The 25,411-nt window shown below is 73.1% G+C and carries 20 protein-coding genes, 1 pseudogene and 1 riboswitch; of the genes and pseudogenes, 6 read left to right on the top strand and 15 right to left on the bottom strand.

Annotated elements, in window-relative coordinates; all coding sequences use genetic code 11:
- Positions 1-161 precede the first annotated feature (161 nt).
- Positions 162-3,809, top strand: coding sequence for a hypothetical protein (locus tag GA0070617_RS09270; RefSeq protein WP_091435588.1), 3,648 nt, complete (start codon positions 162-164; stop codon positions 3,807-3,809).
- Between the two features lie 104 nt (positions 3,810-3,913).
- Complete coding sequence (locus tag GA0070617_RS09265) at positions 3,914-4,786, top strand: hypothetical protein (protein ID WP_091435587.1); 873 nt, start codon at positions 3,914-3,916, stop codon at positions 4,784-4,786.
- A 60-nt stretch (positions 4,787-4,846) separates the two neighbouring features.
- Here GA0070617_RS09265 and pspM read toward each other — a convergent pair.
- The 6 genes and pseudogenes from pspM to rimO all read right to left on the bottom strand — a co-directional run.
- Positions 4,847-5,647, bottom strand: a pseudogene (gene pspM / locus GA0070617_RS09260) (phage shock envelope stress response protein PspM); the annotation flags it as partial.
- A gap of 51 nt (positions 5,648-5,698) precedes the next feature.
- Positions 5,699-6,562, bottom strand: a complete 864-nt coding sequence (locus GA0070617_RS09255; RefSeq protein WP_091435585.1) for a PspA/IM30 family protein — start codon at positions 6,560-6,562, stop codon at positions 5,699-5,701.
- Positions 6,563-6,780: 218 nt separating this feature from the next.
- The gene (locus GA0070617_RS09250) at positions 6,781-7,239 is read right to left on the bottom strand and encodes a helix-turn-helix domain-containing protein (protein WP_091435584.1); all 459 of its coding nucleotides are present in this window, start codon (positions 7,237-7,239) and stop codon (positions 6,781-6,783) included.
- A gap of 164 nt (positions 7,240-7,403) precedes the next feature.
- Positions 7,404-7,922, bottom strand: a complete 519-nt coding sequence (locus GA0070617_RS09245) for a CinA family protein (RefSeq protein ID WP_091435583.1) — start codon at positions 7,920-7,922, stop codon at positions 7,404-7,406.
- Positions 7,923-7,973: 51 nt separating this feature from the next.
- Positions 7,974-8,540, bottom strand: a complete 567-nt coding sequence (gene pgsA / locus GA0070617_RS09240; protein ID WP_091435582.1) for a CDP-diacylglycerol--glycerol-3-phosphate 3-phosphatidyltransferase — start codon at positions 8,538-8,540, stop codon at positions 7,974-7,976.
- Positions 8,541-8,614: 74 nt separating this feature from the next.
- The gene (rimO, locus tag GA0070617_RS09235) at positions 8,615-10,132 is read right to left on the bottom strand and encodes a 30S ribosomal protein S12 methylthiotransferase RimO (RefSeq protein WP_091446147.1); all 1,518 of its coding nucleotides are present in this window, start codon (positions 10,130-10,132) and stop codon (positions 8,615-8,617) included.
- Between the two features lie 55 nt (positions 10,133-10,187).
- A riboswitch (guanidine-III (ykkC-III) riboswitch) is annotated at positions 10,188-10,259 on the top strand.
- 83 nt (positions 10,260-10,342) lie between these two features.
- Between rimO and sugE the strand changes: the two genes are divergently transcribed.
- Positions 10,343-10,657: a quaternary ammonium compound efflux SMR transporter SugE gene (gene sugE, locus GA0070617_RS09230; protein ID WP_091435581.1), complete on the top strand. Its 315-nt coding sequence runs from the start codon at positions 10,343-10,345 to the stop codon at positions 10,655-10,657.
- A gap of 85 nt (positions 10,658-10,742) precedes the next feature.
- Entirely contained in the window at positions 10,743-10,994 is a 252-nt protein-coding gene (locus GA0070617_RS09225; RefSeq protein WP_091435580.1) for a hypothetical protein, read from the top strand.
- A 126-nt stretch (positions 10,995-11,120) separates the two neighbouring features.
- Here the strand turns inward: GA0070617_RS09225 and GA0070617_RS09220 are convergent, their stop codons facing one another.
- Both GA0070617_RS09220 and GA0070617_RS09215 read right to left on the bottom strand, forming a co-directional pair.
- On the bottom strand, positions 11,121-12,035 hold the full coding sequence (locus GA0070617_RS09220; RefSeq protein WP_091435579.1) for an IS5 family transposase: 915 nt from the start codon (positions 12,033-12,035) through the stop codon (positions 11,121-11,123).
- 108 nt (positions 12,036-12,143) lie between these two features.
- Complete coding sequence (locus GA0070617_RS09215) at positions 12,144-14,600, bottom strand: FtsK/SpoIIIE family DNA translocase (protein ID WP_091435578.1); 2,457 nt, start codon at positions 14,598-14,600, stop codon at positions 12,144-12,146.
- A 117-nt stretch (positions 14,601-14,717) separates the two neighbouring features.
- Here GA0070617_RS09215 and GA0070617_RS09210 point away from each other — a divergent pair, with 117 nt between their 5' ends.
- Complete coding sequence (locus GA0070617_RS09210; protein WP_091435577.1) at positions 14,718-15,188, top strand: type III secretion system chaperone family protein; 471 nt, start codon at positions 14,718-14,720, stop codon at positions 15,186-15,188.
- 329 nt (positions 15,189-15,517) lie between these two features.
- The gene (locus tag GA0070617_RS32150; protein WP_373868440.1) at positions 15,518-17,281 is read left to right on the top strand and encodes a type III secretion system chaperone family protein; all 1,764 of its coding nucleotides are present in this window, start codon (positions 15,518-15,520) and stop codon (positions 17,279-17,281) included.
- A 261-nt stretch (positions 17,282-17,542) separates the two neighbouring features.
- Here GA0070617_RS32150 and GA0070617_RS09200 read toward each other — a convergent pair whose 3' ends face one another.
- The 7 genes from GA0070617_RS09200 to GA0070617_RS09170 all read right to left on the bottom strand — a co-directional run bounded on the left by GA0070617_RS09200 (position 17,543) and on the right by GA0070617_RS09170 (position 25,299).
- Complete coding sequence (locus GA0070617_RS09200) at positions 17,543-17,707, bottom strand: DUF397 domain-containing protein (protein WP_229688651.1); 165 nt, start codon at positions 17,705-17,707, stop codon at positions 17,543-17,545.
- A gap of 376 nt (positions 17,708-18,083) precedes the next feature.
- Positions 18,084-19,307: a S1 family peptidase gene (locus GA0070617_RS09195; RefSeq protein ID WP_091435575.1), complete on the bottom strand. Its 1,224-nt coding sequence runs from the start codon at positions 19,305-19,307 to the stop codon at positions 18,084-18,086.
- A gap of 179 nt (positions 19,308-19,486) precedes the next feature.
- Positions 19,487-21,175: a ribonuclease J gene (locus GA0070617_RS09190; RefSeq protein WP_091435574.1), complete on the bottom strand. Its 1,689-nt coding sequence runs from the start codon at positions 21,173-21,175 to the stop codon at positions 19,487-19,489.
- Between the two features lie 52 nt (positions 21,176-21,227).
- The gene (gene dapA / locus GA0070617_RS09185) at positions 21,228-22,151 is read right to left on the bottom strand and encodes a 4-hydroxy-tetrahydrodipicolinate synthase (protein WP_091435573.1); all 924 of its coding nucleotides are present in this window, start codon (positions 22,149-22,151) and stop codon (positions 21,228-21,230) included.
- A 53-nt stretch (positions 22,152-22,204) separates the two neighbouring features.
- The gene (thyX, locus tag GA0070617_RS09180) at positions 22,205-22,942 is read right to left on the bottom strand and encodes an FAD-dependent thymidylate synthase (RefSeq protein WP_091435572.1); all 738 of its coding nucleotides are present in this window, start codon (positions 22,940-22,942) and stop codon (positions 22,205-22,207) included.
- Between the two features lie 405 nt (positions 22,943-23,347).
- Complete coding sequence (locus GA0070617_RS09175; protein ID WP_373868437.1) at positions 23,348-24,073, bottom strand: DUF2752 domain-containing protein; 726 nt, start codon at positions 24,071-24,073, stop codon at positions 23,348-23,350.
- A complete protein-coding gene (locus tag GA0070617_RS09170; RefSeq protein WP_091435570.1) occupies positions 24,070-25,299 on the bottom strand; it encodes a winged helix-turn-helix domain-containing protein in 1,230 nt (409 codons plus the stop codon). Before GA0070617_RS09170 ends, GA0070617_RS09175 begins: the two co-directional genes overlap by 4 nt.
- Positions 25,300-25,411: the final 112 nt, after the last annotated feature.

Below are 25,411 nucleotides of genomic sequence, written 5' to 3'. Positions count from 1 at the left end.
GGCCGGACCGACGCCGATTTTCGGACGATTGGGTAATTCCTCGCAGCCCTCCGGCGGTCGCATTCTGTTGTCGAACGACCACCTCTCGTCAGCAGACCACCACGTGGGGGCGGGCCGCCGACCGGCGGGCCGGCCCGCCCGTGCCGCGACCCGGGAGCGTCATGGCCATGTTCCGCAGACTCCGGCACACCTGGCTCGACCGGCTCACCCGGGGCACCACGAGGGTGCCGGCGGCCCGTACCGGCGAGTCGGCCGCACCGGCGGCGACCACCCCGACCAGCCTCGACCCGGCCGCCGTACCCCGCTGTTTCGGGCCGGTGCCGAACTTCGCCACCAGCGGACGGCCGGTGCCGACCGCCGCCGGCCAGGTGGTCCGCGGCACCGGCCTGCGCAAGTTCGTCGACGCGCTGCCGCTGCCCGGCCCGCACGGCCGCAACGCCCTCGGCGGACACCTGCCGGTGGCGATGCCCGACACCATCACCTACCCGGGCTGCGACTACTACGAGATCGGGTTGCAGGAGTACCGCCAACGCCTGCACCGGGACCTGCCCACCACCCGGCTGCGCGGCTACCGCCAGCTCAACCTGGGCACCGACCCGACCGGGCACAACACGCTCACCCCACCGGACCGGCCGTACCTGCACGGTCCGCTGATCGCCGCGCGACGCGGCCGGCCGGTGCGGGTCAAGTTCATCAACCAGCTGCCCACCGGCCGGGCCGGCGACCTGTTCCTGCCGGTCGACCCGTCGGTGGCCGGGGCCGGGACCGGCCCGCTGGGCGGACCCGCGCCGTACCCGCAGAACCGGGCGGTGCCGCGCCTGCAGGGCGCGCTCACCGGCTGGACCAGCGCCGGCAACCCGCTGCACTGGGTGACCCCGGCCGGCGAGATCACCCCGTACCCGACCGGGGTGGGGTTGACCCACGTGCCCGACATGCCGCCGCCGGGTGCCGGCGCCACCACGTTGTACTACCCGAACGACCAGAGTGGCCGGCTGATGTGGCTGCACGACAACACGCTGGGGCTGGCCCGGCTCACCGTCTACAGCGGGCAGCTCGCGCCGTACCTGCTTACCGATCCGGCCGAGGATCAGCTGGTCGCCGACGGGGTGCTGCCCACCGAACAGCTTCCGTTGATCATTCAGGACAAGACCTTCGTACCCGACGACGCGCAGCTGGCCGCGGAGGATCCGACCTGGGACCGGGACCGCTGGGGGGCCCGGGGTGACCTCTGGCATCCGCACGTCTACCAGCCCCGGCAGAACCCGTACCACCCGTCGGGAGGCAACCGGACCGGCCGCTGGGACTACGGCCCCTGGTCCCGACCCGACGACCGCCCGGGCCCGCCCCGCGACCCGTCCGGCGGTCAGCGACCGGACGCACCGGCGCCGGTGTCCAACCCGCACCACGACCCGGTCACCGCACCTGACGAGCCGCCGCTGACCCCGGGGGTGCCGCACCCGAGCGCGGTGCCCGAGGCGTACGGCGACACCCCGGTGATCAACGGCTGCGCGTACCCGTACCTGGTGGTCCGGCCGAAGGCGTACCGGTTCCGGATCCTGAACGCGTGCGCGGACCGCAGCCTCAACCTGGGGCTGTACCGGGCCGCCTCGGACCAGCCGATGTGGCGTCCCGACGGCAGCCTCGCCGACGCCGACGCCGGCGAGGTGCCGATGGTGGAGGCGGTCCGGGCCCCGGGGCGGCCGCCGCACTGGCCGGTCGACGGACGCGACGGCGGGGTACCCGACCCGCAGGCCGCCGGCCCGGACCTGATCCAGATCGGCAACGAGTGCGGGCTGCTGCCCGCCCCGGCGGTGCTCGCCGCCCGACCGGTCGGCTACCGCTACGACCGGCAGGACCCGACCGTGCTCAACGTGGCCGGCCACGCCCTGCTGCTCTCCCCCGGCGAACGGGCCGACGTGGTGGTCGACTTCTCCACCGTCGCCCCGGGCAGCGTCCTGATCCTCTACAACGACTGCCCGGCGCCGCTGCCCTGCTTCGATCCCCGCTACGACCAGCACAGCGCCGCACCCGACCGCACCGACGTCGGCGGGCCACCCCGGACCCGCCCCGGGTACGGGCCGAACACCCGTACCCTGCTGCAGATCCGGGTGCACGGCGCGGCGGACCCACCGTACGACCGGGACCGGCTGGCCGAGCGGCTGCCCGGCGCGTACGCGGCCAGCCAGCGCCCGCCGATCGTGCCGCAGCCGGCGTACGACCGGGCCTTCGGCACCCGCACCGCCCTCCAGACCGTGGTGTCGGCGCACGCCGACACGGTCGAGATCACCCCGGTCGGTGCCGCCGGGCCGGTCACCCTGCCCCTGGCCGTCAAGGGGGTACGGCCGATCTTCGACCGCGACCACGGACGCCGCACCGGCCGGCTCGGTGTCGGGCATCCGGTCGGCGGCCCGGGGAACCCGGCCGTCCTGCCGCTGGGCCCGAACGACCCGGCCACCGAGGTGCTCGACGTCGGCGACCCGGCCATCCCGGTCGGCGCGGTCGGCGACGGCACGCAGCTCTGGCGGATCGTCGGCGCCGACCGGGTGACCCAGCCGCTGCACCTCGACGGCTGCGACGTGCAGCTGGTCAACCGGGTCGGCTGGGACGGCGCGATCCGGCCACCGGACGACAACGAGCGGGGGTGGAAGCAGATCGTCCGGGTCCACCCCCGCGAGGACGTGATCGTCGCGGTACGCCCGTTCGCACCGCTGCTGCCGTTCAAGCTCGGCGACAGCGTCCGGCTGCTCGACCCGCTGCGCCCGGCCGGCGCACCCGTCGGCGAGGCCGACGTCAGCCCCCTCGACGGACGGCCGGCCCGGGTGGTCAACCACCAGGTCAACCTGGGCTGGGAGTACCGCTGGCACAGCCAGCTGGCCGGCCACCGGGACCTGGGGATGAGCCGGCCCCTGGTGCTGCGGGTCTCGCCCCGGGCGCCGTCGGGCCTGACCGCGACCGCCGTCACGGGCACCGCGACGGCGCTGCCGGCGATCGCGCTGGCCTGGACCGGCAACGGTGGCCGGCCGGCGGCCAGCAGCCACCACCTGCAACGCGCCACCGACCCGGGGTTCACCGCGGGGGTCACCGGGCTGACCGTGGCCGCCACCGCGACCCGCTACGTGGACGCCACGGTCACCCCGGGGGTGACCTACCACTACCGGATCCGGGCGGAGAACGCGGCGAGCTGCTCGGCGTGGTCGAACAGCGTCCCCGCCTCGGTCGAGCTGAACCCGCCGACCGGGCTGGTCACGGCGATCCCCGCCACCGCCCCGCTGCGGGTCACCCTGACCTGGCGCAACCGTTCCTTCGCCACCGGCGTCGACGTGCAGCGGGCCACCAACCCGACCTTCACCAGCGGTCCGACCACCACCGCGATCGGGGTGGCCGAACACCACCTGGACCCGGTCCTCGCCCCGGAGACCACGTACTACTACCGGGTACGCACCACCTACCTGGGGGCCGTCTCCGCCTGGTCGACGCTGGCGACGGCCACCACGCCCCCGGTGCCGAGCGTGCCGCACACGGTGGCGGCGACGGCCAGCGCACCGGCGCCGGAGACCGCGACGGTGATCCTCACCTGGGCGTGCGCCACGCCCACCGGGGCCGGCTCCGGGTTCGTCGTGCAGCGGGCCGCCGACCCGCGGTTCAGCCGGGAGCTGGTCACCTTCACCATCACCGGACGCGGCTTCACCAACAGCGGACTCACCCGGGGAACCACCTACTTCTACCGGGTCCGGTCGTTCAACGTCGTCGGCACCTCCCCGTTCACCGGCCCGATCCCGGTCACCACCGCCCCACCGGACCGGCCCTGACCGCCACTGCCGATGGTCCGGGTTTCGGTGGCGAGTTGTGCCACGGACTGAACCGTGGGCTCCGCCTTCCGTAGTTCCCGCACAGTCTCCGGAAAGGACGGTCGATGGCCCCGAGCACCGACCAGGAGTGGTTGGACTTCGTCCGCCACTACCTGGCTGATCACCGCGCCGGCAGGATCCGGGTCCGCGACGAGAAGGTGGTGATGGACCGGGCCGCTCATCCGGACGTCCGCGACAACCTGCGCCGGTGGACGAACATCACCCGCTGGGAGTACGGCGGGCCGATGGCGATGCCGGAGCGGATCAGGGCGCAGCTCGTCCGGGACGGTGTCCTGCCGGAGTGGCTGGACAGAGTGGCCATGGCGGGCGAACTCACCCCCCTCGGCTACCGCAACGCGATGGCGCAACTCGCCCAGCGGTGCCACGAGCAGGGCGGTCGACTCCCCGCGCGGACCGACACGGTCGAGGTCACCGTGTTCACGGCCCGCCGACTCCCCGGGTGGACCCGGCTCAAGGCCGAAGAACAGCCGTTCGACATCGGCCGGCGACTGCGCGATCTCGACCGGCAGGCCCACGTCAGCGACACCGTCCTCACCACGCTCGCCGAACACGGCTGGTCCGCGCTGCTCAGACCCGGATCAGCGGCGCACAGGCGGCTGGCGTGGCTGCAGAGCTACGAGCCGGCACTGCCGAATCGGCGGAATCCGGAGACCTACCTCCCGGGCCCGGCCCGCCCGCTCACCTACCGGCCGAGGGAGGTGCCGGCCTACGACGGGACGCCAGGCCCGCCCGCGTACCCGCCACCGCCGCCCTACCCCGGGCCGCCGCCGGAGCTGACGGCCGCCATGGCGGCCGTCAACCTGTCGCCTCCGGCCACTCCCGCCGCTGGTAGCTCGGCCAGCGCCAACTCCGCCCCACCGGCTCAACCCGCGTCCTGGCACCGCAGCAACCGATCCGGCCGGGCACCCGGCCCGTGACGGGGATGCCACCGGTTTCCGCGAATCGGCAGCGGGCGGGCCCGGTCAGCAGCAGGCGGCTCAGGTGGTGGGGGTGCGCAGCCGGGCCGGGCCGGTGGCGCGCAGCTCGGCCAGGGCCGAGGAGACGCCGTGCAGCAGGTCGGTGGCCTCGGTCAACCGGGATGCGGCGACGTGCTCGGTGCCGGTGGGGCGGGAATCCTCGGCGAGGTAACCGGCGGCGGCGACCACCAGCTGCTCGTACGCGGTGACCCCACTGGTCAACTGCTCTACCAGCTCCCGGTGGGCGTCGGCCAGCGGCGAGCGGGGCTCGGCCGGCGCCAGCCGCAGCGCCCGTTCCACGCTCACCACCCGGCCGGCCAGCTCCCGCAGCGACCGGTCGGCCTCGGCGGCCTGCCCGAGCACGGGAGCGGCCAGCCCGGTCAACCGGCCGGACATCCCGCCGAGAGCCAACGCGGCCTGGTCCAGCCGGGCCCAGAGCGGGGCGACCGAGGTGCCCCGCAGCGCCACCCGGGACCGGACCCGACGCACCTCGGCCAGCACTCCCGCCCCGGCGGGCAGCCGTTCGACGGCGGCGACCAGGCGGGCCCGGGAACGGGCCGCGGCCTCGGCCGGGTCGACCGGGGCGGGCGCCGGCTGGGCGGCAAGCGCCCGCAGGTCGATCCAGCGCCAGACGGCCATCGCGACGGCGGTGCCGGCAGCCCCGGCCCAGGCCGCGTCCGGCAGACCCACCCCCGCGTACGGGATGAGCACGGCCGCGGTGCCGCCGAGTCCACCGGCGGTGACGCTCCACCGTCGGGCCGACCGGCGCAGCCGGCGCAGTCGGCGGAAGTACCGTTCCCGCTCGTCCGTCACCCGTACCTCCTCATCCCGCGCACCCCTGCGGTGCCCACCGGAGCGACCCCGTCGGCCTGGTCAGCCGGCGGGAGTGGCGTCCCCGGTGCCCCGGTCCTTCGACATGCTGGCCCGCAGCTCGTCGAGGCGGGCGGCGGCGGCCGGGTCGCCCGCCGGCGCGGCCGGCTGGGCCTCCGACGCGGCCGGCCGGGCGCCGAGCTGCTCGCCGGCCATGCTCGACCGGATCTGCTCCAGCCGGGCCGAGCCGGCCATGTCGACAGTCGACTTCTGGATCTCCATCATCCGGCCCTCGACGGAGTTGCCGGCCAACTCGGCCCGGCCCATCGCGGTGGCGTACCGCTGCTCGATGCGGTCACGGACCTCGTCCAGGGCGGGGGTGTTGGCCGGGGCGGTCAACGACGACATCGACTCCAGCGAGGCGGCCACCGTCTCCTGCATCTTGGCCTGCTCCAGCTGGCTGAGCAGCTTGGTGCGCTCGGCCAGCTTCTGCTGGAGGATCATCGAGTTGTTCTCCACCGCCCGACGGGCCTGGGCCGCCGCCGCCAGCGCCTGGTCGTGCAGGGTCTTCAGGTCCTCGGTGGCCTGCTCGGCCGAGACCAGCTGGCTGGCCAGGGTCTGCGCGGACTGCTCGTAGCGGCCGGCCTCGGTCTCGTCACCGCCGGCCCGGGCCCGGTCGGCCAGCACCAGCGCCTGTCGCGCGTTGGCCTGCAGCCGCTCCACCTCGGTCATCTGGCGGGACAGCTTCATCTCCAGCTGACGCTGGTTGCCGATCACCGCGGCGGCCTGCTGGACGAGCCCCTGGTGCTGGCGCTGCGCCTCCTCGATGGCCTGCTGGATCTGCACCTTCGGATCGGCATGCTCGTCGATCTTGGCACCGAAGAGCGCCATCAGGTACTTCCAACCCTTGACGAACGGGTTAGCCATCTTCGCCGTGTCCCCTCAGTCGCATCGCTCCGCCTACGCCGTACCGGACGGAGCCGGACCGGCGACGCGCGGCACTGGATCCATCGTCCCAGGCGCACGCCAACCCGGCATCGGGTACGCCAACGGACGCCGGCCAGGCCAACGCTTTGCAGGCAACCCTACGCGGCGGAAACCACCCCGGCCACGGGTGGGACGCCCCGGTCAGGGGTGCGGGACGCTCAGGCGGCGCAGACCACGTCCCGGTCTGTGGACCGCACGCGCTTGCTGCGCAGGGTCGCCTTCAACGGCGAATCGTGCCGGACCGAGACCGAGACGGTGCCGTCGGAGGTGACCTGGCGGACGCCCCGGCCGGTGGCCTTGCGCACGGCGGTGGGACCCACCGGGGCCGGCTCCGCCGGGGCGGGTGTGCCCTCCTGGACCGGCACCAGCACGCCGGGCATCTGCTCGGCGAGCGCCACGGTGTCACTGACCTCGCGCAGCAGTTCGGAGAGGCGGGCACCGAGGGCGTCGCAGATGGCGGCCAGCAGCTCGCTGGAGGGCTCCTTCTGGCCGCGCTCGATCTCGGAGAGGTAGCCGAGACTGACGTTGGCGGCGGAGGAGACCTCGCGCAGGGTGCGGTGCTGCCCCTGACGGCGCGCCCGCAGCGCGTCACCGATCACCCGGCGTAGCAGGACCATGGCACCTCCCCCTGAGGGACACTCACCCGGTGGACACACGCCGGACGGGGCGTCACCACGCCGACACGGGCCGACCACCGGGCCTTCCCGCAACCGTACCCGTTGGCGCGCCGCCTGACATCCCACCCCGCCCGCTGATCACCGGCCCGGTCCGGTCGACGGCCTCACCGGCGGACCACCTCCAGGGTGTCGATCTGCTCGGTGAGCAGCCGGAGGGCCTCGATCACCGCCGCCGCGCGGATGTGCCCCCGCCCACCGTCGAGATCGAGTTGCCGGACCGTGCTCCCGTCCGGACCGGCCACCGCCAGGTAGACCAGGCCGACCGGCTTGCCGTCCTGCGGCTCCGGTCCGGCCACCCCGGTGGCGGCCACCGCCCAGTCCGCGCCGCACCGCCGTCGGCCGCCCTCGGCCAGGGCGACCGCCACATCCGGATCGACCGGTCCCCGCGCGGCCAGCAGGTCCGCCGGCACACCGGCCAGCTCGGCCTTCATCTCGGTGGCGTACACCACCAGGCCGCCCCGGTAGACGCCGCTGACCCCGGCGATCTCCACGACCGAGGCGGCCAACAGCCCGCCGGTGAGCGACTCGACAGTCGCCAACGTCTCGTGCCGCTGCGCCAGCCGGTGCACCACCCCCGCCGCCGGACTACCGACCGGCAGCCGCCCGTTCGCATCGCTCTCCATTGCTCACCCGTTCCCCCACCGCACCGCCCCAATCATCGCGTCCGGCTCGCCTCACCGGGCCGCCGTGGGGCGGCGCAGGCGCAGCGCCCGGGCCAGGTAGTCGAAGCCGGTGACCACGGTGACCAGGACCGCCGCCCCCATGATCCAGTCGCCCACGACGGTGAGGGCGGCCGGCATCGGCCAGAGGTACCAGGCGATGGCCAGGGTCTGCAACGCCGTCTTGAGCTTGCCGCCCCGGCTGGCCGCGATCACCCCGTGCCGGATCACCCAGAAGCGCAGCGCGGTGATGCCCCACTCGCGTACCAGGATCACCACGGTCACCCACCAGGGCAGCCGGTCGTAGACGGAGAGCAGCAGCAACGCCGCGCCGGTCAACGCCTTGTCGGCGATCGGGTCGGCGACCTTGCCGACGGAGGTGACCAGCCCGAAACGACGGGCGATCCAGCCGTCCACGAAGTCGGTGAGCGAGGCGAACCCGAAGATCAGACAGGCCAGCATCTGCCAACCCGGCCGGGTCGTCCCGGAAACGACCACCAGCACCACGAAGACCGGTACCAGGGCCAGCCGCAACGCGGTCAGGGCGTTGGCGGCGTTCCACACCGACACCGGAGCGGCCACCGCTCCCCCGGCTACCGCGGCGACCCGGTCAGGCGTCCCCGGTACCGCGTCCCCCGCTGGGCTCGGCGACGCCGTCACCGGACCGCGCCGGGCGCCGCCGAGATCATCTCGTCCGGTACGGCCACCAGGTCGACCCCTTCGGTGCCGGTCACGGTGGCGCGGACCAGGTCACCCGGGCGCAACGCGACGAGGTCGACGCCGCCGTCGACCGGGGCGACCAGGGTGGTGGAGCCGTCCACCTCGGGAGCCTGGTGGGCCGCCCGGCCCTCCACCACCCCGTCGGTGACGCTGTCGACGAGCACCTCGACGCTGGTGCCGAGCCGTTCCTCGGCACGCTGTGAGCAGAGCTCGTCGGCCAGGGCGGCGAGCCGGTCGTACCGGCGCTTGATCGTGGCGGCGGAGACCTTGCCCGGCAGCCCGGCGGCCTCGGTGCCGTCCTCGTCGCTGTAGTCGAAGACGCCGATCGCGTCGAGCCGCGCCTCGGTCAGGAACCGGACCAGCTCGGCCACGTCGGCCCGGGTCTCCCCCGGGAAACCGACGATGAAGTTGCTCCGCGCGCCGGCCTGCGGGGCCAGCGTCCGGGCCCCGGCCAGCAGCTCCAGGAACCGGTCGGTGGAGCCGAATCGACGCATCCGGCGCAGCACCGGCTCACTGGAGTGCTGGAAGGACAGGTCGAAGTAGGGGGCCACCCCCGCCGTGGTGGCGATCGCCTCGACCAGCCCCGGGCGGGTCTCGGCCGGCTGCAGGTAGCTGGCCCGGACCCGGACGATGCCGTCGACCGCGGCCAACTGCGGCAACAACTTCTCCAGCGCCCGGGGGTCGCCCAGGTCCTTGCCGTAGGAGGTGGAGTTCTCGCTGACCAGGACCAGCTCGCGAACGCCGGTCTTGGCCAGCCACTCCGCCTCGGCGAGCAGCTCGTCCGGGGTACGCGAGACGAAAGCGCCCCGGAAGGCGGGAATGGCGCAGAAGGTGCAGCGGCGGTCACAACCGCTGGCCAGCTTCAGCGAGGCGACCGGCCCGGTGTCCAACCGGCGGCGCAGCACCTGCCGCAGGTGCGCCGGGGTGTGCTCGTCGGTCTCCATCGTCGCGCGGGTCGGGGTGCCGTGGCCGGGCAGTGACACCGCGCTGTCCCGGCGGGAGACCGGGGTGAGCGGCAGCAGCTCCCGCCGGTCCCGCGGGGTGTGCGCGTCGATGGCCGTGCCGGCGACCACCGCGTCGAGCCGGGCACCGATCTGCGGATAGTCGTCGAAGCTGAGCACCGCCTGCGCCTCGGGCAGACTCGCGGCCAGCTCCCGGCCGTACCGCTCGGCCATGCAACCGGCGGCGACCACCTTGGCACCGGTGTCGGCGGCGGCCAGCAGGGTCTGGATCGAGTCCTGCTTGGCCTTCTCCACGAAGCCGCAGGTGTTGACGACCACCACGTCGGCGCCCTCGCCGTCGGTGGTGACCTGCCAACCGTCGGCGTGCAGGCGGGCGGCCAGCTCCTCCGAGTCGACCTCGTTACGGGCACAGCCCAGGGTCAGCAACGCGACCCGGCGGCCGTCGGGGGTGGCGTGGTCGTCAGGGGTGGCGGGGGAGGTGGCAGACACGATCCGAGGGTACCGGGCGCGGCACCGCCGGCCGCACACCGGCGGTGCTATGGTCGCGACGGTGGCCCGGTACGCCGTGGCCACCCCGGACGAGTCGTGGGCGTACCCGGTCAGGCCAAGACGCCCCGCGTGGAAGCTCGCGCGGCAGGACACTGCGCGCGAGGAGACTCGTCCCGGTCCCGGTGGCCGGGCCGGCCCGCCGAGGTGGATCTCATGGCCTGGATCGTATTGGTGATCTCCGGACTGCTGGAGACCGCGTGGGCGATCGCCCTGGACCGGAGCGCCGGGTTCACCCGGCTGGCGCCCTCACTCGTCTTCCTGGTCACCCTGGTTCTCAGCATGCTCGGCCTGGCGTACGCGCTACGCGACATCCCGGTCGGCACCGGCTACGCGGTCTGGGTGGGTATCGGCGCGGTCGGCACCGCCGTCGTCGGCATGGTGGCCCTGGGCGAGTCGGTCAACCTACCCCGGATCCTCTGCCTGCTGCTGGTGGTGGCCGGCGTGATCGGCCTGAAGGTCTTCCACTGAGTGCTTCGCCCGGTGCTGTTTGGACGGTGCACCACCGTGGGTACTGCCTGACCGACGCCGAAGATCAGTCGACCAGGAGGACATCATGGCGAACATCCACACCGGCACCCGGGGCCGTTCCAACACCAGCACCGCGCGGATCCTGACGATCGCCGGTTTCGTCTTCGCCGCCATCGGCATCTTCGTGTTCCCGCTGCTCTTCGGCCTGATCGCGGTGGGTCTCGGGGTCGCCGGCGCGCTGCAGGGCGACAAGCCGCTCGGCTGGTACGCCGCCGCGGCCGGGGTCGGCGCGATCCTGCTCAACATGATCCTCGGCGCCCTGATCATGAGTTCCTGACATAGCCGCCGCACCAGCACCACCGCGCGCGACGGGCCCGCCGGGATCTTCCCGGCGGGCCCGTCCGCGTCCGGGTCTCCCGGTGTCGGCCCAGTCGTCGCCGCGGGCCCAGTCGTCGCCGCGGGCCTAGGCCGTGTTTCGTAGTGCGCGGAGCCATTGGTTGATGGCGGCGATGGTGAGGGTGGCTTCGTAGCGCACGGCGAGTTTGTCGTATCTGGTGGCCATGGCGCGGTGGTGTTTGAGCTGGTTGATGCCGCACTCCACGGCGTGACGCAGGCGGTAGACCTCGGGGTCGAAGGCGGGTGGACGTCCGCCTTTGGACCCTTTGGCCTTGCGGTGCGCGTCCTGGTCGGCCTTGCTCGGGATGCACGCTCGGATGCCCCGGGATCGTAGGTGGGCTCGGTTGGCTTTGGACGTGTACGCCTTGTCGGCCAGCACCATGTCGGGGCGGGTCCGGGGCCGGGCGCCACCGGCGCGTGGGACACGTAGTTTGGCCAGTACGGGGATGAACTGCGGGCTGTCGCCGTGTTGTCCGGCGGTCACCACCATGGCCATCAGTTTGCGGCCCTGCTCGCAGGCCAGATGGGTCTTGGTGGTCCAGCCGCCCCTTGACCGGCCGAGGCCGTGATCTGCCGGCTCGGTCTGCACACCACCGGGTGGCTCCTTCTGCGCCTGCCCGTCACGGCGGGCCCCAGCGGCGTGCTGGTGGGCGCGGCTGATGGTCGAGTCCACGCTCACCGTCCAGCCGATCAACCCCGCCGCGTCCGCCAGGGCCTGCAACGAGGTGAGAATCTGCGCCCAGACGCCGTCGCGCTGCCAGCGCCGGAACCACCGGTACAAGGTCTGCCACGGCGGGTAGGACGCGGGCACGTCCCGCCATGGTGATCCGGTCCGGACCCGCCACCGGATCCCGTCGATGATCACTCTCATGGTCCATCTGCGCGGCCGAGCATGACCCGTTCCCGCAGGCAGCAACGGCTCGAGGACCGCCCACTGCACGTCGGTCAGGTCATGTCGCCTCGCTGCCGCTACGCTCGGCACGAGGTCTCCGGTGTGAAGTTCCAGCTTGGTCGCTGAACCAACTACCGGAGACCTCTTCCATTAGCGATCACCGCCACGCCCCAACAACGCCGCCCTACGAAACACGACCTAGTCGTCGCCGCGCAGGCCGGCCAGGACCTCTTCCAGCTCGTCCGGCTTGACCAGCACGTCGCGGGCCTTGGAGCCCTCGGACGGGCCGACCACCCCGCGGGTCTCCATCAGGTCCATCAGCCGGCCGGCCTTGGCGAAGCCGACCCGCAGCTTGCGTTGCAGCATCGAGGTCGAGCCGAACTGCGAGGTCACCACCAGCTCCACCGCCTGCACGAGCAGGTCCAGGTCGTCGCCGATCTCCTCGTCGATCTTCTTCTTCGGATCCTGGACGGGGGTCAGCACGTCCGACCGGAACTCCGGCTCCCGCTGGTCCTTGCAGAACTTCACCACGTCGGCGATCTCGCGCTCGGTCACCCAGGCGCCCTGGATCCGGACCGGCTTCGACGCGCCCATCGGCAGGAACAGGCCGTCGCCCCGGCCGAGCAGCTTCTCCGCGCCGGGCTGGTCCAGGATCACCCGGGAGTCCGCCAGCGACGAGGTCGCGAAGGCCAGCCGGGACGGCACGTTGGCCTTGATCAGGCCGGTGACCACGTCCACGCTCGGTCGTTGGGTGGCCAGCACCAGGTGGATGCCGGCCGCGCGGGCCAGCTGGGTGATCCGGACCACCGAGTCCTCGACGTCGCGGGGGGCGACCATCATCAGGTCGGCCAGCTCGTCCACGATCACCAGCAGGTACGGGTACGGGCGCATCTCCCGCTCACTGCCCGGCGGGGCGGTGATCTCCCCGTTGCGGACCTTGCGGTTGAAGTCGTCGATGTGCCGGACCCCGTTGGCGGCGAGGTCGTCGTAGCGCATGTCCATCTCGCGGACGACCCACTCCAGTGAGTCGGCCGCCTTCTTGGCGTTGGTCACGATCGGGGTGACCAGGTGCGGAATGCCCTCGTAGCTGGTCATCTCGACCCGCTTCGGGTCGATCAGCAGCAGCCGTACCTCGTCCGGGGTGGCCCGGGTCAGGATCGACACCAGCAGGGTGTTCAGGCAGCTCGACTTGCCCGCCCCGGTGGCCCCGGCCACCAGGATGTGCGGCATCTTCGCGAGGTTGGCCACCACGTAGCCGCCCTCGATGTCCTTGCCGAGGGCGACCACCATCGGGTGGTGGTCGCTGGTGGCGGCCCGGGAGCGCAGCACGTCACCGAGGGCCACGTTCTCCGGGTCGGTGTTCGGGATCTCCACCCCGACCGCGCTCTTGCCCGGGATCGGGCTGAGGATCCGGACGTCGGGCGACTTCACCGCGTACGCGATGTTGCGGGACAGCTGGGTGATCCGCTCGACCTTCACCCCGTGGCCCAGCTCGACCTCGTACCGGGTGACCGTCGGGCCCCGGGTGAAGCCGGTGACGTCGGCGTCCACCCCGAACTGCTCGAAGACCCCGCGCAGCGCGGCGATCACCTCGTCGTTGGCCTTGCTGCGGGTCTTCGGGGCGGCCCCGCCGGAGAGCATGTTCGCCGGCGGCAGGGTGTAGTCGCCGGCCAGCCCGGTCAGCGCGAGCTGCTCGGCCCGGGTGGGCGCCGGCGAGTGCTCCGGTGGCTCGGCCGGCTTGCGGCTGGCCGGGACCTTCGACGGTGGCTTGCGCGGCAGCACCATCGTCTGCTGCAGGTCGACGCCCTCGTACTCCTCGTCGTCGAGGTCGTCCGGGTCGGACGGCGGGGGCGCGGCGCGCTTGGCCGGCCGGCGGCGGGCCGGTTTCGCCGGCGGCGCCTCGGCCTCCTCGTCGTCGTCCGGCGGCGCGACCACCGTGCCGGCGAGCAGACCGAGCCGTTCGGGGATCTTGTTGATCGGCGTGGCGGTGACCACCAGCAGGCCGAAGACCAGCAGCAGGATCAGCAGCGGCACCGCCACCCAGCCGGTCACCGCCCGCTGGAGCAGGTCACCGACGCCGGCACCGATCAGCCCCCCGGCGTAGTCACGCTGGGTCTGGTCGACCGGATTCTGTCCGATGTGCAGCAGGGCGGCGAAGGCGACCAACATGGAACCCCAGCCGACCAGCCCACGCCCCCGGTGCTCCGGGTCGCCCGGCTCCCGCATCACCCGCCACGCCCCGATGGAGAGCAGCACCGGCACCACGATGGAGATCGCGCCGAGGAAGAGCCGGACGGTGTCGGCGAGCCGTTGCCCCACCGGGCCGGCACCGGAGAACCAGATCGCCACCGCGCTGAGCAGGGCGATGCCGAACAGCAGCAGGCCTGCACCGTCGCGACGGTGCTCCGGGTCGAGGTCCCGGGCGGAGGCGGCCTGCCGGCCGGCGGCGCGTACCGCCCAGCCGACCCCGTGGGCCACGCCCATCCAGGTCGTACCGATGGCCCGGCCGATCAGGTTCGCGGGGCCGGGACGGGCCGCGGCCTTGCGCCGGACGGGCGCCTTGGCCTTCTTCGCCGGTTGCCGGGCACGGTTGTTCGTGGTTCCGCGCGGCGACGCGCCGCGCCGCCGGCTCGCCTGAGAGGTACGGCCCGCCATAGGGTCACCGTAACGGCGTAGGCCGGTGGACCGCCGCTTTTGCGGGTCGTGTCCGCGCGTCGCAACACGGCCTTTGCCGCCAATCGTGATATTCGCCTCTCCAGGAAGGGATCTCGGATGGTGTCGCCGGCTTTCTCCGACGATCCTCTCGTCGGGCACCCGTCGACGCTGCGCCCGCTCACCGGCGACCTCGTCGCCGCCGTGCTGGTCCAGCGGGGTCGGTCCGTGCACACCGCTCCGGACGGCAGCCACTACAGCCGCCAGGGCGACACCGTGTTCTGGTTCCTGCGGCTCGGTGCCGCCGGAGAGGTGCTGCAGGTCCGCACGGTGACCGCGCCGACCTTCAGCATCGAGCGGGTGCCGGCACTGCACGCCTTCTGCAACGACTGGAACCACGGGCAGCTCTGGCCGAAGGCCTTCGTCCACGTCGACGACGCCGGCCAGGCCCGGATCCACGGCGAGGCGGTCACCGACCTGGAGCGTGGGGTGACCACGCACCAACTCGACCGGCTCCTCGACACCGGCATCTCGGCCGGCCGCCATCTCGCCGCCGCCGTCGGCCGCCACCGCGACGGGTTGCCGCGGTGACCGGGTGGGACGGACTCACCGGCCGGGACGGGGTCGTAGGGCGCGACCGCACCGCCGGGCGGGAGGGCCAGTCGCTGGTCGAGGCCCTGGCGGACGCCCGGGACCAGCCGGACGGCCCGGACCGCGCCGCCGACCTGGAGCGGGTCGCCCGCCACGCCGACGCGCTTGGCGACACCGCGCGGTCGCTCCAGGCCCGCGTCGAGCTGATCGAGACGTACCTGCGGCAGGACGAGCAGTGGCGGCTGTTCGATCCGGTACGCCACTGCCTCGACACCCTCGACCGGGCGCGGGTCGACGAACCGCCGTCCCCGGATGACCTGGTGGCGACGATGCGCCGGTACCAGCGGTACGCCGTCGAGGCGATGCTCGGCACGCCCCGGGTGGGCCTGGCCCAGGGCTGGGCCATGCTGGACGACCTGGTCCGCCGGTCGTCGCCGGCCGGTGACCGGGCACCGGTCCCGGTGGACGGACCGGACGCCGGGACGGTGCCGGCGGCAGCCGCCGAGACCGGCCCGGTGGCCGAGTTGGACGCCGCCGCCGATGCTGGCCCGGCACCCGGGCCACACACGGCCAACGCCCCTGGCCCGCTACCCGGACCGGACACTTCCGGCGAACCCGATCCGGTACCCGGACTGGACACTGCCGCCGACGCTGGCCTGGTATCCGGGCCGTACACCGCCAGCGCCCCTGGCCCGGTGCCGGGACTGGATACCGCCGCCAACGCTGGCCCGGCAACGTGGCTGGACAAGGCCACCGACGCTGGCCCGGTACCCGGATTGGACGAGGTCGGCGGCCAGGTGGTCGCCGGGTTGCGCTGCCGGATCGCCGACCACGTTGGCGACGAACCAGCGGCCCGACGCTGGTACGAGCGGTGGCGCACCGCCGAGCCCGATCCGGCCTCGGGCTGCGTGGGCTGTCTACCGGTACGGCGGGCCGAACTGCTCGCCGGCTGGGGCGACCACCGGGGCGCGCTGGCCGAACTCGGCCCGGTCCTGGCGGGTACGGTCGACTGCACCGACCAGCCGGCGGCGGCCCTGGCCGTGGCGCTGCTGCCGTGGCTGCGCTCCGGCGAGCCGCACCGGGCGGCGGCGGGACACGTGCGGGCCTACCGGCGACACCGGCGGGAGTGGTCGGCGTTCGGGTACCTCGCGGCGCACCTGCGCTTCTGCGCGCTCAGCGGCAACCCGGCCCGGGGGTTGGCGGTCCTGGCCGAGCAGTTGCCCCGACTGGACCGGGCCCCCGACGACCGGCGGGCGATGGAGTTCGCCGCCGCCGGGGCGCTGGTCTGCGCCGTGGCGGCCGAGGCCGGGCTGGCCGCACAGCGGATCCACCGCCCCGCGTACGGCACCCGGCCGGCGGCCGATCTCGACGTCGGGGCGCTCGGTGCCGACCTGCTCGCCGTCGCCACCGCACTGGCCGGCAGCTTCGACGCCCGCAACGGCACCGGCCACCAGTCCGGCCGGATCGCGGGCTGGCTGGCCGAACGCCCCACCGGCCCGGCGGTCCCCCTGCCGGCCGACGGGCCGGACAGCGACGGGTCCGATATCGGTGGACCGGACGGTGACGGCCCGCACGGCAGCAGACCAGCCGGCGGCAAACCGCACGGCGCGACCCAGGACGTGCCCGGTGACCGCGCTCCCGGGGACGACTACGGCCAGGACGTGCTTGGCGGGACCAGCGACGTGGAGCCGATGCCGCTGAGCCTGTCCATGATCACCGCCACGTTGGACAGTCGCGGGGACGGTTACGCGGTCGACGCCACCGGCACCGTGCTCGGTCGGTGGGGATCGGCGGTGATCCAGTTCCAGCGGATCGGCGAACGCGGGGACATCCTGCAGGCGCGGGTGGCCGCCGTCCGCCGCCTGCCGGCGACCCGCCGGGCCGAGGCGTACCGGTTCTGCAACGCCTGGAACCACGATCGACTGCAGCCCCGGGCGTACGTGCACGACCTGGGCAACGGTGAGCTGGTGCTCGCCGGCGACGTCAACACCGACCTGGCGTACGGGGTGGCCCCGGTGCAGCTGGCCGTCCTGGTCGACGCCGCCGTGACCACCGCGACCGCGTACGCCGACGCGGTGGCCGCCCTCGGCTGACCTGCTCGGCGGTCGCTGCCCTCGGCTGACGGTTCGGTGGCTGCCGCCCCCGGCCGGCGGCTCCGTGGTTGCCGCCCCCAGCCGGCGGTGAGAGGGGTAACCCTCTCTACCAGATGCGTTAACAAGGGGCCCTTCCTTGCTCTCGGACGGTGGTTGACGACCTCGCCGCGCTGCCTCTCCGCCATATTCGGGGTGCCTTTGGGGAGATCTGTTGTCGCTATAGCGACAACAGATCTCCCCAAAGGCTGTGAGGCTGAGCGGTCAGGTCAGGTGGCCGGACTTGAGGGCGTCGACGAAGGCTCGCCAGCGCGTCGGGGCGAAGGCCAAGACCGCCCCCGCCCGGTCCTTCGAGTCCCGCACCCCGACCACGCCCCCGCCAGCCAGACCGGCCCCGCCAACCCCGGCCAGGTCGTCCGCGACCTCCACCGCTCGGTGACCCACTGCTCCGGCGTCGCCTCGTTGACGACCTTCTGGGCCGGCATCTTCGACTGCGAGATCGCCCGACCGACCGCCACCCCCAAAGGCTCCCCCACCCGCAGCTCCCCCCACCACACAACTCCCAGGAACGAGTGCACAACACCCGGATTCCTTGGCACAACATCCAGGAACGAGTAGCTCTCTCACCACCAGTGACCACTATTTCCACGACCGAGCGGGCGCAGCGCGGACGCGGGGAGGGGCGGGCGACAGGGGCGGGCGCAGCGCGGACGCGGGGACGGGGGCAGTGTGGATACGTGCGCGAGATGGGCGTACGGCGCTGCCCCCGCCCGGTTGAACGGGGCGGGGGCAGCGGGGTGGAGCGTCAGGAGAAGATGCGTCCGAGCAGGCCACGACGGGCCGGTTGGGCTGCCCCGCCGGAGCCGGTCAGCTCGGTGGTGACCAGGGTCAGTCCGTTGGTCTGCAGGATCTCGTTGACCGGCTGGAAGAAGGTGATGCCGCCGACCGTGCAGTCACCGGAGCCACCGGAGGTGACGCCCTGCGCCTGGTCGCCGGAGATCCACGAGCCACCGGAGTCGCCCGGTTCGGCGCAGACGTTGGTCTGGGTCAGGCCGGTGACCGTACCCTCCGGGTAGTTGACCGTGGTGTTGCGGGCCTGGACCACTCCGCAGCGGGCGCCGGTGGTGGAGCCGGAGCGGCAGATCGACGAGCCGACCGGGACCTCCAGCGACCCGGCGACCGGGACGGTACCGCCGTTGAAGTCGTTGACCACCGGCTGCGGGATCCAGTCCCGGTTGACCGCGACCACGGCCCAGTCGTCCTCGGGGAAGGACGAGGCGCGGAAGACGCCCTGCTCCACCTGGTTGGCCCCGAGGGTACGGTCGCCGACCTGGCCGCAGTGCCCGGCGGTGACGAAGCCGCCGACCACCGAGAAGCCTACCGAGCAGCGGCCGCTGCCGTTGAGGTACGCGTCGCCGCCGCGCACGTCGAAGAGCAGTCGGGGGGCCTGCACCGTGGCGTTGACCCGGACGGCCTCCCGGGGCACCCCGCTGCGGTCCACGAACCGCCAGCCGGCGTTGGTGGCGCCGGGCTCGGCGAGCACCACCACCGAGTTGCTGGCGACGTCGACGTACCAGCCGGAGATGGCGTCGGAGGCGGCCGGGCCGGACCGGTCCAGGGTGTTCTTGAGCCGGTCGAGCTGGGTCAGGCTCCGGGTGACCACCTTCGGCACCGCACCGGCGGCGCGTACCCGCTCGGCCTCGGCCCGGTCGGCGACCGCCACGTTCAGGGTGGTGCCGTCGGTGGCGAGCCAGGCTCCGCCGTACGCGGCGCCGAGTTCGGCGCCGAGCCGGGTGGTCACGCCGGCCGCCCACCGCTCCCGGTCAAGCCGGCTCAGCGCCTGCTCCCGGCTCAGCGACAGGTCCCGCCGCAGCGCGTCGACCACCTCCGGCGCGGGCTGCGCCGAGGTCGCACCCGGGCCACCCGTCGGGGTCGGCCCCTCCCCGGCGAACGAGGGCAGGGTCACCGCCGTCGCCGCTCCCAGCGCCACGACCACCACGCCGATGGCTGTCATCCGTCTGCGGTCCATCCGCCACGCTCCTCCCGGCCGACGCGGGTACGTCTGCCGGCACGGAGTACGGAACACGGCGCCGAACGGTTGAAACAATCGACGACAAACTATTGCGAAGCGGTCGATTGAACCATTGTCCACCGCCGTCCGTACCCGTGGAACGGGCGGCGGTGGACCCGGTGCGGTCGAGCCGGTGGTCAGACCTCGACGACGTTGGGGACGATCATCGGTCGCCGACGGTACGCGTCGTTCACCCAGCGGCCCACGGTGCGCCGGACGATCTGCTGGAGCTGGTGCGGGTCGGTGATGCCGTCCGCGGCGGCCCGGTTGAGCGCCTCGGTGACCAGCGGGATCACCGGGTCGAAGGCGGCCGGGTCCTCGGAGAAGCCCTTCGCCGACAGGGTGGGGCCACCGACCACCTTGCCGGTGACCGAGTCGACCACCACGGTGGTGGCGATGAAACCGCCGTCGCCGAGGATCCGGCGCTCGGTCAGCAGCGACTCGCTGACGTCGCCGACGGCCAACCCGTCGACGTAGACGTACCGGCTCTTGACGTGGCCGACCAGGCTGGCCCGGCCCTCGACCAGGTCCACCACGTCGCCGTCCTCGCAGAGCACCACCCGGTCTGGGGCGACCCCGCTCTCGATGCCCAGCCGGGCGTGGGCGCGCAGGTGCCGCCACTCGCCGTGCACCGGCATCAGGTTGCTCGGGCGGGTCACGTTGAGCAGGTAGAGCAGCTCACCGGCGGGGGCGTGGCCGGAGACGTGCACCTTGGCGACGTCCTTGTGCACCACCACCGCGCCGGCACGGGCCAGCCGGTTGATCACCCGGTAGACCGAGGTCTCGTTGCCCGGCACCAGCGACGAGGCCAGCACCACGGTGTCGCCGGGGGCGATGGTGATGTGCCGGTGGTCCCCGCTGGCCATCCGGCCCAGCGCGCTCATCGGCTCGCCCTGGCTGCCGGTGGACATCAGCACGATCTGCTCGGGCGGGAGGGTGGTCGCCTCCTCGATGCCGATCACCAGGCCGGCCGGGATGTTGAGCAGGCCGAGGTCGCGGGCGATGCCCATGTTGCGGACCATCGACCGGCCGATCAACGCCACCTTGCGGCCGTGCTCGGCGGCCGAGTCGAAGACCTGCTGCACCCGGTGCACGTGCGAGGCGAACGAGGCGACGATGATCCGCCCCTTGGCCTTGGCGAAGATCGAGTCGAGCACCGGCCCGATCTCCCGCTCCGGTGTGACGAAGCCGGGGATCTCCGCGTTGGTGGAGTCCGACAGCAGCAGGTCGACCCCCTCCGCGCCGAGCCGGGCGAACCCGGCCAGGTCGGTGATCCGGCCGTCCAGCGGCAGCTGGTCCATCTTGAAGTCACCGGTGTGCAGCACCAGGCCCGCCCCGGTGCGGATGGCCACCGCGAGCGCGTCCGGGATCGAGTGGTTCACCGCGAAGAACTCGCACTCGAAGGGACCGAGCCGCTCCCGGCCGCCCTCCCGGACGGTCAGCGTGTACGGCTGGATCCGCCGCTCGGCCAGCTTCGCCTCGACCAGGGCCAGGGTGAACTGGGAGCCGACCAGTGGGATGTCCGGCTTGTGGGCGAGCAGGTACGGCACCGCGCCGATGTGGTCCTCGTGCCCGTGGGTGAGCACGATCGCCTGCACGTCGCCGAGCCGGTCCAGGATCGGCCCGAAGTCGGGCAGGATCAGGTCCACGCCCGGCTGCTCGACGTCAGGAAAGAGCACCCCGCAGTCGACGATCAGCAACTTGCCGTCGTACTCGAAGACGGTCATGTTGCGACCGATGGCGCCGAGCCCGCCGAGCGGCGTGATCCGCAGGCCGCCCTCGGGTAGCGGCGGGGGCAGTTCCGTCTCGATGTGCGCCTCGGTCACGCGTCCACCTCATTCTGCAGCGCCGTCGACCGGCGCCCGTCTCGTCGGGTCATCAGGGAAGGGGCAGGCCGGCTGCGGCGCAGTCGGCCCGGAGCTGGTCGATCTCGTCGTCGGTGGCGTCCACCAGCGGGGAACGCACCGGCCCGGCGGGCAGGCCCCGGGCCGCCAGCCCGGCCTTCACCAGGATCGTGCCCTGGGTCCGGAAGATCCCGGTGTACAACGGCAGGAGCTGACGGTGCAGGGCCAGCGCGGTCGCCGTGTCCCCATCGTCGTACGCCTCGATCAACTGCCTGGTCAGCGCGCCGGTGAAGTGGGTCGAGGTGCCGACCAGCCCGACACAGCCCACCGCCAACGCCGGCAGGGTGAGCGCGTCCTCGCCGCTGTAGTAGGCCAACTCGGTCCGGCTGGTCACCCAGGAGGTGGCGGTCAGGTCACCCTTGGCGTCCTTGACCGCCACGATCCGGCCGTGCTCGGCGAGGCGTACCAGGGTCTCGGTCTCGATCGGCACCCCGGAACGGTGCGGGATGTCGTAGACCATCACCGGCAACCCGGTGGCGTCGGCGACCGCGGTGAAGTGCCGCAGCAGACCGGCCTGCGGCGGCTTGTTGTAGTACGGCGTCACCACCAGCAGGCCGTGCGCGCCGGCCTTCTCCGCGGCGGTGGCCAACTCGATGGTGTGCCGGGTGTCGTTGGTGCCCACCCCGGCGAGCACCCGGGCGGAGTCGCCGACCGCCTCCACCACCGCCCGGACCAGGCGTTCCTTCTCCTCGTTGGTGGTGGTGGGCGACTCGCCGGTGGTGCCGTTCACCACCAGCGCGTCGGCGCCCTGCTCGTCGACGAGGTACGTCGCCAACCGCGCCGCGCCGTCGAGGTCCAGCGAGCCGTCGGGGGTGAACGGAGTCACCATGGCCGTGAGCAGTCGCCCGAACGGGCGCGACGCCCCCCGGGCGGGGGCGGCAGGGTGGTCGTGCGTCATGTCACCAACCTAGCGGACGGCCACCCGAGGCCTGCTCGGGAAGGGGCCATCACTCACCCGGCGTGCGGGCTGGTGGCCACCTCGGTACCGTCGGGCAGCGTCGAGACGACGAAGTCCGCGAACACGTTCGGTGCCACCCGCCGCAGCTGACGCAGGCACTCCACGGCCAGCTCACGGATCTCCACGTCGGCGTGCTCGGTGGCCCGCATGCCGATGAAGTGCCGCCAGGCCCGGTAGTTGCCGGTGACCACGATCCGGGTCTCGGTGGCGTTGGGCAGCACCGCGCGGGCGGCCTGCCGGGCCTGCTTGCGCCGCAGCGTCGGGTTGGGCTCGTCGACGAACCGCGCTTCCAGGCCCTCCAGCAGCTCGGTGTACGCCCGCACGCTCGCCTCGGCCGCCTCGACGAACTTCTTGTGCAGCTCCGGGTCGTCGGCGATCACCGCCGGCTCGACCATCGCCGCGTCCCGCTCCGGCACGTACCGCTGGGAGAGCTGGGAGTACGAGAAGTGCCGGTGCCGGATCAGCTCGTGGGTGAAGGAGCGGGACACCCCGGTGAAGTAGAACGTCACCGAGCCGTGCTCCAGCACGCTCAGGTGCCCGACCTCCAGGATGTGCGCCAGGTAACCGGCGTTGGTGGCGGTCGCCGGGTTCGGCTTCTTCCAACTCTGGTAGCAGGCCCGGCCAGCGAACTCGGCCAACGCCTGGCCCCCGTCGGCGTCGGTCGACCACGGAACGTCGTCCGGGGCCTCGAACTGAGTCCACGCGATGAGCTTGACCTGCGGCTGCACCATGTCCGGCATTCCTGCGACTGTAGCCCCCCCACCCCCAGGTGCAAGGAAGGGCCCCTTGTTAACGCATTCGGTAGAGCGGGGTACCCCTCTCACCGGCCAGCAGAGCCGGAGCAGATCGGTGGAGCCGAAGCCGCGTCGACGAGGCGGAGACCCGCCATACCGCTGTCCGGTCCCACGCCGTCGACGGACGAACGGCCGGTCGCCCGGATCGCCCGCCCCGACGCGACGCGACGCGACGCGACGCGACGCGACGCGACGGAAGATCTTGGAAGAAATGTGCCCCCATCATAGGGGCCGAAATCTTCCTAGATCTTTTGAATCGGGGTCAGCCCGCATCGGTCAGCCCGAGCCGGGCCGGGGTCGCGCCGAGCCGATCAGCCCGAGCCGGACCGGGTGTCGTCGAGGTCAGACGTAGAGCGAGGTGAAAGGGGCCCAGGGCAGATTACGGGCCACGGAGAAGGCCAGCCAGAGGCCCAGGAACCCACCGATCATCTTCGGGCTGATCCGCAGCTCGGGTAGGCGCCAGCCGAACGCCTGCCGACCCGCCCAGGCGACGAAGAGGTACGCCAGGAAGGGCAACGCGAAGACGAAGAGAAAGTGGTGCCGGGCAGCGGCGGGCAGGTCGGCGTGCAGCACGTACCAGAGGGCGCGGGTGCCGCCGCAACCTGGACAGTCCAGCCCGGTGGTCAGCTTGAGCAGGCAGGACGGCAGCGCGTCGGGCGCGGAGCGGGTCGGGTCGCTCAGCAGGGTGTAGCCGATGCCGGCCGCCACACAACCCACCGCCGCCAGCGGCACCATCCAGCGCGGTGAGCGCTCGTAGAGCCGCCCCACGAACCGGGTCAGCCGGTCCGGCTCGGCCACCAGGTACCCCGGCACCGGGCCACCCTCGGTCGGCAAAGGGGCGACCGACGAAGGGGCAGCCGACAAAGGGGCGACCGGCGACGAGGCGGGCGACGACGGGGCAACCGGCGACGAGGCGGGCGACCACGGGGCAACCGAAGAAGGGCCGGCCGACGAGGGGGCTGCTACGGGGTCGGCGGACGGGCCGGCGGGCGGGCCGGCGGGCCCGGGGTCGGTGCTCGTGGGGCCGGGTTGGGCGGTCGCTCCGTCAACGCTCGTCACGTCGCTCACGGTACACCTGAGCGGCTCGTCAGGGCGGCGGTCAGCAGGCCGGCCAGGTCACCGGCGACGGGCGGGGCGACCGTGTCGAGGCCGAGCCAGCCGGCGAGCCGGTGCAGCTCCGCCGCCAGGGCCAGGGCGGTCTCGCCCGGGTCGGCACCGGGCTCCAGCCAGGCGGCGGGCACCAGCAGTACGCCGGCGCGGCGGTCGGCCTTGAGGTCGACCCGGGCGGTGAACCGCTCACCCTGCAGGAACGGCAGCACGTAGTAGCCGTGCACGCGCTGGGCCGCCGGCACGTAGATCTCGATCCGGTAGGTGAACCCGAACAGGCGCTCGGTGCGCGCCCGCTCCCAGATCAGCGGGTCGAAGGGGCTGACCAGGGTGTTCCGCCGGATCCAACGGGGCAGCCGGGCCTGGGCGTGCAGGTAGGCCGGCTGCCGCCAACCGGGCACCTGGGCCGGCAGCAGCTCGCCCGCCTCGACCAGTTCGGCGACGGCCTGCCGGGCGCCGGCCATCGGCAGCCGGAAGTAGTCGCGCAGCTCCGGCTCGGCGGCCACCCCGAGGCTGCGGGCGGCGATCGCCACCAGGGCCCGCCAGGCGTCCGCGTCGGTCGGGGTGGGCGCGGCCAGCACGGCCGCCGGCAGCACCCGTTCGGGCAGGTCGTACCGGCGGGCGAAGGAGGTGCTGCGGTCGGCTGCGGTGACCTCGCCGGCCCAGAAGAGAAACTCCAGGGCCTGCTTGACCGCCGACCAGTTCCAGCCCCAGTTGCCGGTCTCCCGGGGCGCGTCGTGCTCGATCTCGGCGGCGGTCAGGGGGCCCCGGGCGGCCACCTCCTCGCGAACCCAGGCGACCAGTTGGGGCTGCTCGGCCATGATCCGCCGCATCCCGCCCCAGGCCTTCTCCGCCGCCTGGGCCATCCGCCACCGCAGCACCGGGTGCAGCCCCACCGGCACCAGCGACGCCTCGTGCCCCCAGTACTCGAAGAGCTCCCGGGGGGCCCGGTAGGCCGCCGTGTCGAGCAGGCTTGTCGGGTAGGGCCCGAGACGGCTGTACAGCGGCAGGTAGTGCGCCCGTTGCAGGACGTTCACCGAGTCCATCTGGATCAGCCCGACCCGGTCGAGCACCCGCCGTAGGTGCCGGCGGGTGGGCACGCCGGTGGGCGCCGGGTCGGCGAAGCCCTGAGCGGCCAACGCCACCCGCCGGGCCTGGGCGAGGGAGAGTGCGACCGGTGCGACCATCGCAGGCACCCTAAATCACGGGTACGACACCCACGCGCGCACCACGACCCACCGACGCGACACGACACCCGCAAACCGCAACCCACCCGCAGACACCCGCGCACCACAACCC

It is taken from the genome of Micromonospora yangpuensis, from assembly GCF_900091615.1.
Taxonomy (GTDB): Bacteria; Actinomycetota; Actinomycetes; order Mycobacteriales; family Micromonosporaceae; genus Micromonospora; species Micromonospora yangpuensis.
The sequence above is the reverse complement of the archived record's forward strand: the minus strand, read 5'-3'. Positions and strand labels throughout refer to the sequence as shown.